This is a genomic window from Acidobacteriota bacterium (genome assembly GCA_020853395.1).
Lineage (GTDB): Bacteria > Acidobacteriota > Vicinamibacteria > Vicinamibacterales > SCN-69-37 > JADYYY01.
In genome coordinates this window covers 202,183-217,291 of sequence record JADYYY010000016.1, presented here as the reverse complement: position 1 = coordinate 217,291, position 15,109 = coordinate 202,183, and the positions used below count along the sequence as shown (strand labels likewise).

General features: G+C 70.3%; 13 protein-coding genes. 2 read left to right on the top strand and 11 right to left on the bottom strand.

The window, feature by feature from the left end; all coding sequences use genetic code 11:
* Positions 1–26: 26 nt before the first annotated feature.
* From IT184_15730 to IT184_15710, 5 genes are all read right to left on the bottom strand, one after another.
* A complete protein-coding gene (locus IT184_15730; protein MCC7010257.1) occupies positions 27–551 on the bottom strand; it encodes a DinB family protein in 525 nt (174 codons plus the stop codon).
* Complete coding sequence (locus tag IT184_15725; protein ID MCC7010256.1) at positions 548–1,198, bottom strand: class I SAM-dependent methyltransferase; 651 nt, start codon at positions 1,196–1,198, stop codon at positions 548–550. The genes IT184_15730 and IT184_15725 overlap by 4 nt, the downstream gene beginning before the upstream one ends.
* Positions 1,199–1,322: 124 nt before the next feature.
* Entirely contained in the window at positions 1,323–2,351 is a 1,029-nt protein-coding gene (locus tag IT184_15720; GenBank protein MCC7010255.1) for a cytochrome c, read from the bottom strand.
* A 119-nt stretch (positions 2,352–2,470) separates the two neighbouring features.
* Positions 2,471–3,079, bottom strand: a complete 609-nt coding sequence (locus tag IT184_15715) for a gluconate 2-dehydrogenase subunit 3 family protein (GenBank protein ID MCC7010254.1) — start codon at positions 3,077–3,079, stop codon at positions 2,471–2,473.
* A complete protein-coding gene (locus IT184_15710; protein ID MCC7010253.1) occupies positions 3,079–4,788 on the bottom strand; it encodes a GMC family oxidoreductase in 1,710 nt (569 codons plus the stop codon). Before IT184_15710 ends, IT184_15715 begins: the two co-directional genes overlap by 1 nt.
* A 211-nt stretch (positions 4,789–4,999) precedes the next feature.
* Between IT184_15710 and IT184_15705 the strand changes: the two genes are divergently transcribed.
* Positions 5,000–6,220 (top strand): hypothetical protein, encoded by a 1,221-nt coding sequence (locus tag IT184_15705; GenBank protein ID MCC7010252.1) that lies wholly within the window; start codon positions 5,000–5,002, stop codon positions 6,218–6,220.
* Positions 6,221–6,375: 155 nt separating this feature from the next.
* On the opposite strand, the gene IT184_15700 is transcribed toward IT184_15705, so the two are convergent.
* Both IT184_15700 and IT184_15695 read right to left on the bottom strand, forming a co-directional pair.
* Positions 6,376–6,972 carry a peptidylprolyl isomerase gene (locus IT184_15700; GenBank protein MCC7010251.1) on the bottom strand — a complete coding sequence of 199 codons (597 nt, stop codon included), beginning with the start codon at positions 6,970–6,972 and terminating at the stop codon, positions 6,376–6,378.
* A 78-nt stretch (positions 6,973–7,050) separates the two neighbouring features.
* The gene (locus IT184_15695) at positions 7,051–8,070 is read right to left on the bottom strand and encodes a Gfo/Idh/MocA family oxidoreductase (protein ID MCC7010250.1); all 1,020 of its coding nucleotides are present in this window, start codon (positions 8,068–8,070) and stop codon (positions 7,051–7,053) included.
* A gap of 23 nt (positions 8,071–8,093) precedes the next feature.
* On the opposite strand from IT184_15695, the gene IT184_15690 reads away from it, so the two are divergent.
* A complete protein-coding gene (locus IT184_15690; GenBank protein MCC7010249.1) occupies positions 8,094–9,158 on the top strand; it encodes a hypothetical protein in 1,065 nt (354 codons plus the stop codon).
* Positions 9,159–9,345: 187 nt separating this feature from the next.
* On the opposite strand, the gene IT184_15685 is transcribed toward IT184_15690, so the two are convergent.
* Genes IT184_15685 through IT184_15670 form a run of 4 tightly spaced genes read right to left on the bottom strand, consistent with a single transcriptional unit; the run spans position 9,346 to position 15,103 of the window.
* Positions 9,346–11,376 carry a substrate-binding domain-containing protein gene (locus IT184_15685; GenBank protein ID MCC7010248.1) on the bottom strand — a complete coding sequence of 677 codons (2,031 nt, stop codon included), beginning with the start codon at positions 11,374–11,376 and terminating at the stop codon, positions 9,346–9,348.
* Entirely contained in the window at positions 11,363–12,331 is a 969-nt protein-coding gene (locus tag IT184_15680; protein ID MCC7010247.1) for an ABC transporter permease, read from the bottom strand. The genes IT184_15685 and IT184_15680 overlap by 14 nt, the downstream gene beginning before the upstream one ends.
* Positions 12,328–13,848: a sugar ABC transporter ATP-binding protein gene (locus IT184_15675; GenBank protein ID MCC7010246.1), complete on the bottom strand. Its 1,521-nt coding sequence runs from the start codon at positions 13,846–13,848 to the stop codon at positions 12,328–12,330. The genes IT184_15680 and IT184_15675 overlap by 4 nt, the downstream gene beginning before the upstream one ends.
* A gap of 40 nt (positions 13,849–13,888) precedes the next feature.
* Positions 13,889–15,103, bottom strand: a complete 1,215-nt coding sequence (locus IT184_15670; protein MCC7010245.1) for a TIM barrel protein — start codon at positions 15,101–15,103, stop codon at positions 13,889–13,891.
* Between the last annotated feature and the right edge of the window lie 6 nt (positions 15,104–15,109).

Below are 15,109 nucleotides of genomic sequence, written 5' to 3'. Positions count from 1 at the left end.
TCCTGGAACACACGCGCTGCAGGCCGTCAGCCGTCGATGGCCACGCCGTAACGGTCGCGGAAGAGGTCGAGGTGATGTCGCACGTGGCCGGCCAGCACGAAGGCGAGCGCGCGCACCGTGATGCTCCGGCCGTTCGCCACGCCGGAAGCCGCCCACTGCGCCTCGGTCAGCGTCCGGAACATGCACACGTTCGCTCGGCGCAGCAGCGCGAGCTCCTCGACGAGATCCGCGAGCGTCGCGTCGTTGAACGTGGCGTGCTCGACGTACGCGTTCTCGTCGATCCCGGGCAGCGCGGCCGTGTCGCCCCGGCTGAACGCGAGCGCCCGGTAGCCGAAGACGCGCTCGATGTCGCCGAGGTGCCCGACCGCTTGCCGAAGCGTCCACTTCCCGGGCGCGTACGCAAACCGCTCCGTGTCGGCCGGCACCGCCGCTGCGAAGCGCCTGACGACGTCGATCTGCGCAGCGAGCGCAGGGACGATATCGGTCTCGGGAACGCGGTCGACGTAGGCCTGAAAGGACGACGGATAGTCGCCGGCGGCGGGTCGCATCATGCCACTCGTGTCGATGATACGTCAGGGGCGCTGCCCGCCAGAAGCGCCAGCTCGCGCCATTTCCAGTAGCAGTCGACGTTCACGAAACCGATCTCGCGCAACCACTCGAGCTGCGTGTGCACGTCCAGCAGCCTGTTCGACGGGTCCTCGTCGGCGGCCGTGATGCCCATGTCCGCCAGGAACCGCGCGTGCCCGTACGGCGACGCCGATGCGACGTGCTCGAGATTGCAGAAGACGCCGCCGGGCTGCAACCGCGCGAAGATCTCCCCGTACAGCGCTCGCTTTCTGTCGTGCTCCAGATGGTGGATCGCGAAGCTGGAGATCACCGCGTCGAACGGTCCGAGCGCGGCAGGCAACGGATGCTGGAGATCGTGCGCCACGACGTCCACGCGCGCAGCACCGCCGTACCGCTCTGCGAGGCGATCGAGCATCACCGGCGAGAAATCCACGGCGACGCCGGATGCTTGCGGTCGCGCGCGGAGCACGAGATCCAGCAGCCGGCCGTCGCCCGCCCCGAGGTCGAGCACGCGCCGCACGCCGGCGGGAATCTCGTCGACGAGCGCCGCTTCTCCCTCCGCACGATGGGCCACGTGATCCGCCCGCTGGAGATACGCCGCCGCGTGCTCAGCCGACTGCCATTCGCTCATCGAACGACCAGTGTCGCACGGGTTCGCTCGAGTCGCCGTCAGCCTGGAGCGACGCCCGACCGTCGTCGCCGGAAACCCTCAGCCGCCGCAGATGAACGTCGCGTGCCGGGAGAACACACGCTCGCTACGCGGGCTTCTTGTTCCGCTCGCCGCCACCGTGCACGTGTCCGCAGCGGGCGCACATCGTCGGCGCGAGCGCGTTGTCGACGTAGTGATCGACCGGCGGCAGCGTCTCGAGATACGCGAAGATCGACGCGAGATCCTCGTCGGTCATGTGGCGGAAGAAGCGCCACGGCATGACCTCCGAGAGCTCTCGTGCACCGACGTGGCCGGTGCGGAGCGCGCCGGCGAAGATCTCCTCGGTGTAGTACGGGATCCCGTTGGGCGCCGGCGTGAGGTTGGCTGCCGCCACGATCGGCCGGCCCGGCAGTTCGACGGTGTTGCCGCCGGCGAGGTCCATGCCGGCGATCGGCTGATTGTTCGCGTCGACGGGCGTGTGGCAATCGGCGCAGACGGCGAGGTTCACGAGGTAGGCGCCGCGCTTCTCCGGCGTCGAACGATCCGGCTCGGGCACCGGAGCGTCGAGCGGCTCCGGCGCCGCGTTGATCAGCCGGTTCACGGGAAACGGAATGGCGGACCGCGGGCGTTCGCGCCGCAGCGGCGACAGCGTGCGGAGGTAGGTCACCACCGACGCGAGATCTTCATCCGACATCCGGCGGAACTTCTGGTACGGCATCAACGGGAAGAGCGCCCGACCGTCATGGCCGATCCCCTCCCGCACGGCGCGCGCGATCGCATCGTCGGACCAACCGCCGATCCCGGTGTCCCGATCCGGCGTGATGTTCGGCGTGACGACCCAGGACAGCGCCGGTTCGGGCCAGGGCTGCCCGCCGCCTTCGGTGCCAGGTTTCGGCACCCACATGGCGCCGGGCTCGACCGATTCCGAGTGACACGCGAGACACGGCGTCACCGCGGACAGGAGATAGGCGCCGCGCGCCAGCCGCTCCGGACTCGGCGTGAACGTGCGATCCGTCAGCGGCCGCGCCCGCGGACCCAGCACGGGACGCCAGCCGACCGTCGCGGAAATGCCGCCGGCCAGCACGACCAGCAGCACGACGAAGGTGTACGCGAGAACTCGCTGCCAGCGCTTCATCGGCCAACCTCCTGGACGCTGTCCGTACCCTGAAGGCGGCGACTGCCCCGAGGCCGAAGACCCGTGGCGGTGGCTGTCTCGAGAGTCTCAACCCCTCGGAACGAACCTCGAAGGACGACCTACGACTCGTACGCGACGCCCAACCTGCTCAGCACGTCCGCCGGCGCGCCCGTCCATTCGGCGACCGGACGGTTGCCCTGGTAGCCGATGTCCGCGACGCCGACCCGGCTCGACCAGAATCCCGTCGCCACGAGGTCGCGCATCGCCGTGAAGAACGCAACACCCTGGCTGAGCTCCGGCCGCGCGCGGCGCGGCCACGCGATGTCGTCGAGCACCTGTCGCCGTTGAACGTCGGTGCAGTCGGTGAACCGGCGATCGAAGCGCGCCGTGCACTCGGCGTCGAGCCAGCGCAGGCCGCCGCGCGCCGCCGTCTGCCGCGCCGGTTGATCGGAGACGATGAAGTCGATGAACTCCGGCACGCCGGCGTCCGAGGCGCTCCCCGAGCGCGCATCCTTCGGGATGATGAGGTTCGAGAGCACGGTGACCGTCGCGTATTCGTGAGCAGTGAAGAACTTGCGCGCGTAGGGTTTGCCGGTCGCGGCCGCCTGCGCCCGGGCCTGCTGGGCCTGCGTTGCGGCCGCCGTCGCCTCCTCCGCCGTCCACGTGAACGCGGCGGCAGCGGTGGCGCCTACGGCCTGCAGCATCGTGCGCCGAGTGAGCTTCGCCATCAGAGGTTCCCCTTCCGCCGCTCGTCCGCGATGTACTCGGCCGTGCGCCAGGCGAGCGCCATGATCGTCCAGGTGAGGTTCTTGTCGGCTTGCGAGACGAACGGCGCGCCGTCGGCGACGAACAGGTTCTTCGCGTCGTGCGCCTGGCAGTACCGGTTGAGCGCCGACGTCGTGGCGTCGTGGCCCATCCGCACGGCGCCGGCCTCGTGGATGATGAGCCCGCCGACCGCGAGCCCATAGTCCTCGGCGGCCGTCGGCATCGGCGACGTGGGCGTGCCGCCCATCGCCTCGATGATCGACCTGAACGTCTCCTGCATGTGCTTCGCCTGCAGCCGCTCGTGGTCGCTCCACGTGTGGTGGAAGCGCAGCACCGGAATGCCGTACTTGTCCACGACGTTCGGATCGATCTCGACGTAGTTGTCCGCGCGCGCGACCTGTTCGCCGCGCCCGGCGAAGTTCACGAACGATCCGTAGTAGCGCCGGTACTCGTCCTTGAGCTCCGCGCCGTACCCGCCGCCGCGGCTGCCCGGGAAGTTGTGAATGCCCGACAGGAACCCGTAGCCCGGCATGCCGTACCCGCCGCCGAGCTCGACGTGATACCCGCGCGGAAACCCGAGCGCCTTGTTGTCGCCCCACCACGGGAGGTAGAGATGCGCGCCGCCGGTGCCGTCGGCGTTGTATCGCGGCAGGCCCGCGAGCGCGGGGACATGACCGCCGACGCTCAGCCCGGTGGAGTCGGTGAGGTACTTGCCGACGACGCCGCTCGAGTTCGCGAGGCCGTTCGGATGGCGCGGCGATTTGGAGTTGAGCAGCAGGCGCGCCGACTCGCCGCAGCTCGCGGCCACGACGACGACGCGCGCGCGCACGTGGTGGTCGGTGAGCTTCTGCGTGTCGACGTACGCGACGCCGGTGGCCAGGCCGTCGTCGCCGGTCGTCACCTCGCGCGCCATCGCGTTCGGGACGATGGTGAGCTGCCCGGTCTTCAGCGCGGGCGGCAGCATCACCGAGACGCTCGAGAAGTTGGAGTGCGTCGCGCAGCCGCGCCCGCATTGCCCGCAGTAGTGGCAGGCGGCGCGGCCGTTGTGCGCGCGCGTGAGGATCGACAGCCGGGACGCGACAATCGGAATCCTGAGCTGGTCGCACGCTCTCTTGATCAGCAGCTCGTGGGCGCGCGGCCTCGGCGGCGGCAGGAAGATGCCGTCGGGCTCGTTGTGCAGGCCGGTGCGGGCGGCGTGGTTCTCGCCGAAGATGCCGACGAAGCTGTCGAGCTTGTCGTAGTACGGCTTCATGTCGTCGTACGTGATGGGCCAGTCGTCGCCCAACCCGTCGAGGCTCTTCCGCCGGAAGTCGTCGGGGCCGAACCTGAGGGAGATGCGTCCCCAGTGGTGCGTGCGGCCGCCGAGCATGCGGCCGCGGAACCAGCGCCAGGCCCCACGCCCCACCGTGTAGGGCTCGCCCTCGATCTCCCAGCCGCCGATGCACCCGTCGAACGCGCCGAACGGCTTCTTGTCGCCGCCATAGCCGCGCGTCGGCGACTCGTAGTTCCACGCGAACATGGCGGAGTCCTTCGCCGAGTCCCACATCGGCCCGCCCTCGAGCATCACGACGTTCGCCCCAGCCTCGGTCAGCACCTTCGCGACGGTGCCACCGCCTGCGCCGGAGCCGACGATGCAGACGTCGTACACGCGTGGAGATCGAATCACCTGCATGGACAGTTCCGGATTCGCTGAGGTGTCATGTGGACATTGAACGGGCTAGGTGCCGTTCGAGAGAGGCACATCCATTGGGACAGTGGCCTTGGACATCGGATTTGGGCATCGCCCGTCCGTCCGTTGGTTGTTCGCGTGCGCGAACGATATCAAAGAACGGCCGGGGATGATCGCCAGGTTCGGCGTCCGGATAGATGCGGGACAATACGCCATGCGTCTCCCCGCGCTCGTCGTCAGCCTCCTCGTCATCGGCGTCCTCGTCTCGGCCACGCTCGCCGCGCAGCTCCGTTATCGACCCACGGAACGTGGGCCGTGGCGGCCGTGGTCGTTCACGGCCATCGCCACGGCACGTGCCGCGCGTGGCGCCACGCCGGCGGAAGTCCAGGCCTATGAGGCGCGGCTCCAGGAACTTGGCGCGATCGTCAAGCGCGCGCCGGCGGTGGCCGAGCCCATCGGGTTCGCGGCCGAGATCTGGGGGCATCTCGACGGTTACGCCGCGCCGGCGCCGGGTCAGCCGGCGGGACGAGCCGTCCCGCTCGCGGGCGGCCTCTCCTTCGGCGCGTTCCCGCTCATCGAGTACATGCGGAACGGCAAGCTCGCGAACGAAGATCTGAAAGGTGGCGAAACGGCGTTGCTCCAGTTCTTCGTCAACAGGATCGGCAGCGACGTGTTCACGGGAAGACGCCCAACGGAATGGCAGGCCGACGCTCTCGAAGGTTTCGTCGAGCCGGAGGGCGGGACGTCGGTGGCCGGCCTTTCACGCTTCGACGATGTGTACGTGCTGAAGAGACACGACCGGCCGCTCTGGCTGCCGGTGCCGCTCGGCGACGCCTTGGCCCCGGCCGTCGCCGAACGACGCCTCGCGTACGAGACCCAACGGAACGCCTTTGCGAAGCAGGTCGCCGAGTTCGCCGAGTGGCAGACGCCGGCAAAGCGCGCCGCCCGCCGGGCGGGATGGACACAGGCGGCAGCCACGGTCCCGAACGGGCCGGAACTGCTCGCCAACATGGAGGCGGCCGACCGGCAGATCGAGGCCGCCAATCGCGAACGGCTGGCGCCAGGCGGACCGGAGGATCGCGCCGTCCGCGCCGTCGAGGAGGAGTACCGCGCGGCCGAGCGGGCATTGGCCACGCTGTCGCCCGCGGCACGCGATGCCGCGTCGTGCTACGACAAGGACGCCGGATCCATCGATGGCAGGTTCAAGGCGAAGGCGGCGGCACCGTCGCCGTGTCGCGCGCTCGTCAAACCGAACTGGGCGTACTTCGACAAGACGCTGCCGCGATCCGCGCCTCAGGTGCTGATGATCGGGAGCTTCACCCGCTGCCTCACCGCGCAGTCGATGGCAGAGACCGGACGCGGTGGCTGCGTCATCAACCGCGCGCTCATCGACTCGTTGGACTGGACGGCCGTGCGCGCATGGCTGTCGCGTTAGCGGCGAACGCCGTTGCGCGGCCAGACGATCCTGCCAGTCGAAGCGTGATATCGACGATGCCGTCGAGATGATCTCGGTGCGGCGGCACCGAGATTCCAGTGCACGCACCGAAACGGCCGATGCCGCCGGGAACGCTGCACGATGGGCCCGCCACGTCAGGGCTTGATGTGCACGGTCCTGATCACCGGGGGCGTCACCGGGCGGCTCATCTCGCCATCCGGTCCGAGACTCGTCGGCGTCTCGGCGAGCGCGTCCACGACGGCCATGCCGGACGTGACCCTCGCGAAGATCACGTACGCCGGCGGCAGCGGGTAGTCCTGCTGGAGGATGAAGAACTGGCTGCCATTGGTATTCGGGCCGGCATTGGCCATCGCGACGAGGCCGCGGCGATAGCCGCCGCGGTAGAGAGGCGACCCGGGCGCGATCTCGTCCGGAAACGGATCGCCCCACGCGCTCTCTCCTCCCGTGCCGTCGCCGGCCGGATCGCCGCCCTGAATCATGAAGCCTCTCACGATGCGGTGGAACGTCAAGCCGTCGTAGTAGCCGTGCTCGGCCAGCAGCCGGAAGTTCTCGACCGCGCGCGGCGCGTCGGCGGGGAGGAACTCGATCTCGATCGGTCCTTTGTCCGTCTGGATGACGCCGTGAAGGCCGCCCGAGCTCTTGGCACCAGCCGGAACCTTCGGGTTGCCGGCAGGTGCGCACGACGTAACGGTGGCGAGAACAGCGACAATCGCGATCGTGTATCGGCGCATGGCGTATCGGGATATCGGGTGATCGAGCATAGGGACATCGGATTATCGGGAAATCGGAAGATCTGAGGTGGGCCAGCGTCAGCGCGTTCCTGGAACCCGGGACCCGGGACCCAGGACCCAGGACCGCGTCTTCGCGCTCTCGAACATGGCGTCGATCACGGCCATGTTGGCGACGGCATCGCCGATGGGCGTGGGAACGGGCGCGTCGTCGAGAATCGCGCGCGACATGAGGTCGCCCTGGATCGTGTACTGGTCGTGCCCGCCGACATCGTGCGTGGTCGTCTCGTCGCCTCGCCGATGCCACAAGCAATGCGAACCGGACGGCGGCGCGTTGAACGGGATCTCGATCTCGACGCAGCCGTCGGTGCCGAAGATCGTCACCCGCTGGTAGGGCACGATCTGCGTGCCCACGGTGAAGGTCGCGGTGCCGCGCCCGAAGTCCATGATGCCCGACGCCAGCCGATCCACGTTGAACGCCGGATCGACGTCGACGATGGCGGCGACGCGCGAGGGCTCGGCGTCGAAGAGGAACCGGGAGAGCGAGATCGGGTAGCAGCCGATGTCCATCAGCCCACCGCCTCCGCCGAGGCTGCCCATGTTGCGAACGTTCGCCGGATCGACGTTGTAGTAGGAGAACGCCGTCTGCACGGTGCGCAGCTCGCCGATCGATCCGTTGGTGGCGAGCTCTTTCGCCATCACCCACTGCGGGTGATGGCGGTACATGAACGCCTCCATGATCTTGAGCGTGGGGTGAGCCGCCGCGGCGGCGGCCAGCTCGCGGGCCTGCGTGGCATCGAGCGCCACGGGTTTCTCGACGAGCACGTGCTTGCCGGCGTCGATCGATTGGAGCGCGAGCGGCACGTGGAGGTGGTTCGGCGTCGGGATGTACACGACATCGACGTCGGGATCGGCCAGCAGCGCTTCGTACGACCCGTAGGCCTTCGCGAGGCCGAGCATGGCGGCCGCCGCGTCGGCCCTCGACTGGTCGCGCGACGCGATGGCGGTGACGGCGGTGTGCCGCCCCTTCTGCATGCCGGGAATCACTTTCGCGAGGCCGATGTTGGCGGTGCTGATCACACCCCAGCGGACTTTTGACATGGCGCAATGCTATTCTCCGCCGCATGACCCGGACAACCCTGACGTCAGCCGCGGCGGCCGCCGCGTTCGTGTGCCTCGGCGCCGGGCCGCGCGCCGGCCTTCTTCCCGGAGACGCCTCCACCGTGACCATCGTCCAGCCGCAGCCTCCCGACGCGCTCATCACCAACGGCCAGATCCGCGCGCGCATCCATCTGCCCGACGCGGCGCGCGGCTTCTATCGGTCCACGCGCTTCGACTGGTCCGGCGTCGTCGCCTCCCTCGAGCACAAGGGGCACGACTTCTACGGTCCGTGGTTCGCGAAGAGCGATCCGCCCGTGCGGGACTTCGTGTACCGCGACGGCGAGATCGTGACCGGCGCGCAGAGCACGATGACCGGACCGGCCGAGGAGTTCCAGCCCGCGCTGGGCTACACGGCAGCCAGCGTCGGCGGCACGTTCGTCAAGATCGGCGTCGGCGTGCTGCGCCGCGCGACCGACGCGAACTACAGCGGCTACGCCAACTACGAGATCGTCGATGCCGGGAAATGGACCGTGACGCCGGCGGCCGACCGCGTGTCGTTCACACAAGAAGTGAACGATCCGGCCTCGGGCTACGGCTACCGCTATGAGAAGACGCTGCGCCTGTCGCCCGGCCGGCCCGAGATGACGATCGAGCACCGCCTGACGAACGTCGGCCGACAGCCGATCCAGGCCACGCAGTACAACCACAACTTCCTGACGCTCGACGGCGGCACGACGGGCCCGGACATCCGCATCAGCGTGCCGTTCGACATCAAGACCACCACGCCGCCCGATCCGGCGTTCGCCGAGATTCGCGGGAAGCAGATCCTCTACAAGAAGGTGCTGTCCGGCGAGGACCGGGTGACGTTCTCGATCACCGGGTTCGGCACGACCCCGGCCGACTACGACATCACGACGGAGAACACGGCCACCGGTGCGGGCGTTCGCGTGACCGCCGACTGCCCGCTCGCGCGTCTGGCGTTCTGGTCGATCCGCAGCGTGGTGTCGATGGAGCCGTTCGTCGACGTGTCGACCGCACCGGGCGCCACGACCGCGTGGACGCTGACCTATACGTACTTCGCGAAGTAACAGCGGAAACCAGCATCGCTCGCGTTCGTGACGGGCGTCGTTCGCGGAATCGAGCGAGCTCGCCCAACGGACCCTCGCCTGCTCGCGCACGACGAGGCGGCGACCGTTCGCGCCGCCGTCGGCCACCCCGCGGCGCCCCGATTCAACGAGCACCTCGACGGTCGTGCTCGTCGAACCCGTTCGGCTCTCAGAAGTCGAACTGATCGATGTTCGCCTTCGTCATCACGAGCGGATCGCCGAGAACGATCTCGGCGCCGCGGATCTCGATCGGGCCGAGGCGGCCGGCGGTCATCGACGTCGCGTTGGGACCGAGCTGGCCGCGCACGGCCTGGGCGGCGGCCTGTACCGTCAGGTAGCCGAGGTTCGTGGTGTTCCAGAGCACCACCGTCTGCACCACGCCGCCGTGGACGTACGGCTTGTTCATGTTCGGCAGCGACAGGCCCATGACCTTCACGTCCGTGCGCCCGGCCTGGCGGACCGCTTCGGCCGCGCCCGGCACCGCGGGTGCGGAGATCGCCATCACGAGCGTCGCCTCAGGGTGCGTGCGCAGGATCGTCTGCGTCTCGGCGAACGCCTTGTCCCGGTCGTCGTCGCTCGGACGGATCACGGCCAGCGTCATTGCCGGGTGCGCCGCCGCGAGCCGTTCTCTGATGGCGGCGATCCACGCGTTCTGATTCGCCGCGCTGAGCGCGCCGGTGACGATCGCGAACGCGCCGCGATCGCCCATCAGCCGCGCCGCCTCGTCGACGAGCGTGCGGCCGATGCCCTCGGGCGTGGCCTGGTTCACGAAGTAGTCGCGCGCGTCGGGCTCTGCGTCCGCGTCCCAGGCGAGCACCCTGATGCCGCGCGCCCGCGCCTTGCGCAGCACGGTCGAGATGCCGGCGCGGTTCTCGACCGACACGGCAATCGCGTCCACCTGTCGCGTGATCCAGCTCTCGACGAGCTCGTTCTGTTTCGCGGCGTCGAGGGCCGTTGGGCCGTCCCAGATCAGCTCGACCCCGAGATCGCGTGCGGCTTCCTCCGCCCCGGCCCGGCAGCTCACGAAGTACGGATCGCCTTTCGCCTTCGGCATCATCGCGATCACGGGACGTCGTCCCGCGGCCGAGGGCGTCGGCGCCGCGGCGGGCGCGCCGGCGAAGCGGAACGTCTGCACCATCCACACGTTCGTCCCGGCCACGATCAGCGCGGCCGCGAGCATGGCGGCGCAGAGGACGGCCACTTGACTGTTCTTCACGGGCATCTCTCCTTCGACGACTGCCGGCGATCGAGCCGCGACGCCCGCACCGCGCCGGCGGTCGAGCGCGATCGCCGCGATGAGCACGACGCCGGTCAGCACGCCGACGAGCTCGGACGGCAGCGCCGCGAGCTGCAGGCCGTTCTGCAGGACGGCCACGATGAACAACCCGAGCAGCGTGCCGCCGATCGTGCCACGGCCGCCGGCGACCGACGCGCCGCCGAGCACGACCGCCGTGATGGCCGACAGCTCGTAGCCCGTGCCCGCGTCCGCGCGCGCCTGGCCGAGGTGCGCGACGTAGATCACCGCCGCCAGGCCCGTGACCGCGCCCGTCAGCACGTACGCCTGGGCGAGACGACGGCTCACGGGGATGCCGGCGTAGAGGGCGCCCGCTTCGCCGAACCCGATCGCCTGCCATCCGCGCCCCACGATCGAGCGGTGCAGCAGGATGGCGTAGCCGGCGGCCGCGGCGATCAGAATCGGCAGTTGCGCCGGCACGCCGCCCCACAGGTACCCCTGCCCGAGCGCGACCAGCCGCTCGGGAAACCCCGAGTAGTTGCGGGCTCCCTCGGTCACGCCCTCGGCGATGCCGCGAAACAGGGCCATCGTGCCGAGCGTGACGATGAGCGGCGGAATCCGGAAGCGCGCGACGAACAGCGCGTTGAGCGCGCCGCCCGCCGCGCCTACCGCGATCGTCGCGGCAATGGCCGCGAGGGGCGGCAGCTTCGCGTCCACCATCGCGCTGCCGAACACGACGGCCGACAGGCCGAGCAGCGATCCGACCGACACGTCGATGCCGCCGGTGACGATCACCGGCGTCAACGCGATCGCAATGAGACCGAGCTCGACGCTGAGCCGCGCGATCTCGAACACGTTGCCCGCCGTGGCGAACCGCTCGGCCACGAGCGCGAACACGGCGCACTCGACTGCGAGCACGGCGGCGAGCCGCCATTCGGCGGCCGGCGTGCGTTCACGCGAGCTCACGGTGCGTCCCCTGGAGCCGCCGCGCGAACGGCCGCGCCGACCGGATGGCGTCCGCGCCCACGGCCGCGAGCACGATGACGCCCTGCAGCGCACGCTCCCAGTACGGGCTCGCGCCCAGAAACGTCAGCGCCGGCCCGGAGATGCCGAGCAGCACGACGCCCAGCATCGTCCCGAGGATCGATCCGCGTCCGCCGCTGGTCGCGGCGCCGCCGACGACCACGGCCGCGATGACCTTCATCTCCAGGCCGAGACCCGTGTTGCTCGGAATCTGGTTGAAGCGCACCGCGTTGACGACGGCCGCGAGCGCGGTGAGCGCGCCGGCCGCGACGAACACGGCGAAGCGCACGCGCGGCACGTCGATGGCCGCCAGCCGCGCCGCGACGGGATTGGAGCCGGTGGCGTACACCGCGCGGCCTCCGCGCGTCATGGCGAGCCCCCAGGCCGCGCCGGCGACGAGCGCGGCCACGGCCGCGAACGCGACGTAGGGATACGCGGCCTGCGACAAGCCGAACCACTGGAATCCGGCAGGCAGATCCTGGATCCACGCTCCTTCGGTGACCCAGCGCAGCCCGTCGCGCAACGCGACCATCGCGGCCAGCGTGACGACGATCGACGGCATCCGCGCGTACGCGACGAGCGCGCCGTTCGCCGCGCCGATGACGCCGCCGGCCACGAGCGCCGTCGCGAGCGCCAGCGGCAGCGGCGCGCCCGCCGACGCGAGCGCGCCGGCCGCCACGCTGCACACCGCGAACGTCGATCCGACCGAGATGTCGATCTCGCCGGTGAGCACGACGATCGTCGCGCCAACGGCCACGATCGCGACCGGCAGATTGGCCAGCAGGACGTCGCGCAGATTCGCCGGCTCGAAGAACCGCGGCGCGGCGATCGCCAGCACGCCGGCCGCGGCGGCGACGATCACGGCAAGCGTGATCTCGATGCGCGAGAGGCGCGTCACGCGGAGGGCCTCCCGCCCAACGTGTCGCCCGGCGCGATCGCGAGCGCCGCGATCGATTCCTCGGTGGCCGTCCCCCCCGCCACGATGCCGGCAACACGGCCGCGGCGCATGACGACGACCCGGTCGCTCAACACGAGCAGCTCGGCCAGCTCGGACGAGATGAGCAGCACCGCGAGGCCGTCCGCGGACAGCTCGCGGATGAGCTGGTGGATCTCGGCTTTCGCGGCGACGTCGACGCCTTGCGTGGGCTCGTCGAGGATGAGAAGCGACGGCCCCGTCGCCAGCCAGCGGGCGAGCGCCACCTTCTGCTGGTTGCCGCCCGAGAGCGTGCCGGCCAACGCGGCGATCGACGGGGTCTTGATCGCGAAGCGACCGACGAACGACTGCGCCAGCCTCGATTCCGCGGCGCGGTCGACGAGGCCGCCGCGCGAGATCCTGCCGAGGCTCGCCAAGCTCGTGTTCGCCGTGACGCTCATCTCCGCCAGCACGCCGTGCCGGCGGCGATCCTCGGGAAGGTACGCGACGCCGGCGTCGATGGCCTCGGTTGGCGAAGCGAACCGCATCGGACGTCCCTCGATCACGACCTCGCCGTCGTCGACCGGGCGCAGGCCGAACAGCGCTTCGGCCAGCTCCGTCCGGCCGGCACCGACGAGGCCGGCCAGGCCGACGATCTCGCCGCGGCTGACGCCGAACGTTACGTCGCGCACACCGGCCGCGCGGCTGCTGACGTGACGGAGCTCGAGCACGGGCGCGGCCGGCTCCGGCCGCGCCCGCACGGGAACGACGATCCGAGCGTCTTCGTCGCCGCGCCCGGCCATCAGCCGGACGAGCTGCCGGCTGTCGGTGTCGGGCGGCAGGCCGGCGGCCATCGTGCGCCCGTCGCGAATCACCGTGACGCGGCCGGCCACGCGCGGGATCTCCTCCAGCCGGTGCGAGATGTAGATCACGCCCGTGCCCGCCCGGCGCAGGCGATCGACGACGTCGAAGAGGGTGTCGACCTCGCGGCCGGTGAGCGAGGCGGTCGGCTCGTCCATGAGGACGATTCGCGCGTCCGCGCCGACGGCCTTCGCGATCTCGACGAGCTGCTGCTCGGGCAGGCTCAGCGTCTCGACGCAGCGGCCGGGATCGATCGCCGCGCCGATCCGCCCGAGCAGCTCGCCGGCGCGCGTCGTGCGCGCGCGCCAGTCCACGCGCGTCCACGGTCGGCCCGACTCGAGCACGAGCGCGACGTTCTCCGCCACGGTCAGGTGCGGGAAGAGCGCCGGATGCTGGTGGATCGCGGCGATGCCGAGCGCCTTCGCGATCGCGGGCGTCAACCCGGACACGGCCTGGCCGCCGATCGCGAGCGACCCGCTGTCAGGCGTCTCGGCCCCGGTGAGGATCCGGACGAACGTGGACTTGCCGGCGCCGTTCTCGCCGACGAGCGCGTGTACCTCGCCGGCCTCGAGGGTGAAGGAGAGATCCGTCAGGGCCCGGACGCCCGCGAACGACTTGCGGAGCGCCGAGGCGACGAGCATCGAGGGCACGGCTCCGAGGTTCCCGCGGATCGGACTTCGATCAGGACGGCTCGCGCGAGTCGGCGTACTCGGCGGAACCGAGAGCCGCCGCCACCGGGGCGTCGCGGCGCGCACGCTCGCGGGTGATGCGCTCGAGGTAGCCGCTCGCGCGGAACGCCGCGAGCGGATCGGCTGGCAGACCGTGCGCGGTGCGCCAGGCGGCGATCGCCGGCCGCACGTCGGTGGCGAAGGCGTCCTGCAGGCAGGACTCGGCCGCGACGAGATCGCAGGCCTGCTGCGCGCGCGCGAGCCGCTCGCAGTCGACGAGCGCGGCCTTCGCGACGAGCGCCTGCGCCATGCCGACGGTCTGGATCATCGCCTCGATCTTGCCCTTCAGGTTGTGGCTCTGATCGATGACGTACGCGATGTCGGCCGGCTCGCCGGTCTCCCACTCGAAGAACCGGATCTCGTGGAAGATGCGGAACACCTGGTACGGGTCGATCGATCCGATCGTCAGGTCGTCGTCGGCGTACCGCCGATCGTTGAAGTGGAAGCCGCCGAGCATGCCCTCGGCGAGCAGCCACGCCACGATCTGCTCGATGTTCTGCGCGGCGTAGTGGTGCCCGGTGTCGACGAGCACTTTGGCGCGCGGCCCGGCCGCCCGGGCGAGCAGCAGCGCCATCCCCCAGTCCGCGATGTCGGTATGGTAGAAGGCCGGCTCGAACGGCTTGTACTCGACGAGCAGCCGGCCGGCGTGCCCGAGCTGCTCGTGCAGCGTCGCCAACCCCTCCTCGAACCAGAGGCGGCGCTGGCGGATGTTGGCCGTACCCGGGTAGTTCGAGCCATCGGCGAACCAGCACGACACGTCGCGGCTGCCGAGCTGTGCGGCGATCTCGACGCTGGCGAGCCCGTGATCGATCGCTTTCCGCCGAACGGCCGGATCCGGATGGCCGAACGATCCGAACTTGTAGGCCTGGTCCCGGAACCAGTTCGGATTGATGGCGCCCGGCCGCACACCAGCGGCGCGCGCTGCCTGCTTCACGGCGTCGACGTCGGCCAACCCGCCCGGCAGATCCCAGTCGACGTGCAGCGCCACCGACGGGCACACGCCGGTGAGCGCGTGCACCACGCCCGCGTCCGCGAGCTTCTCGGCCAGCGTGTGCGCCGCGGCCGGTTGACGGAACACGCCGAACCGCGTGCCGGTATCGGCGAAGCCCCAGGACGGAAGCTCGATGCGGAAACGGTCCAGCGCTGCGGCAATCTGCTGTTCGGACATCGGCGT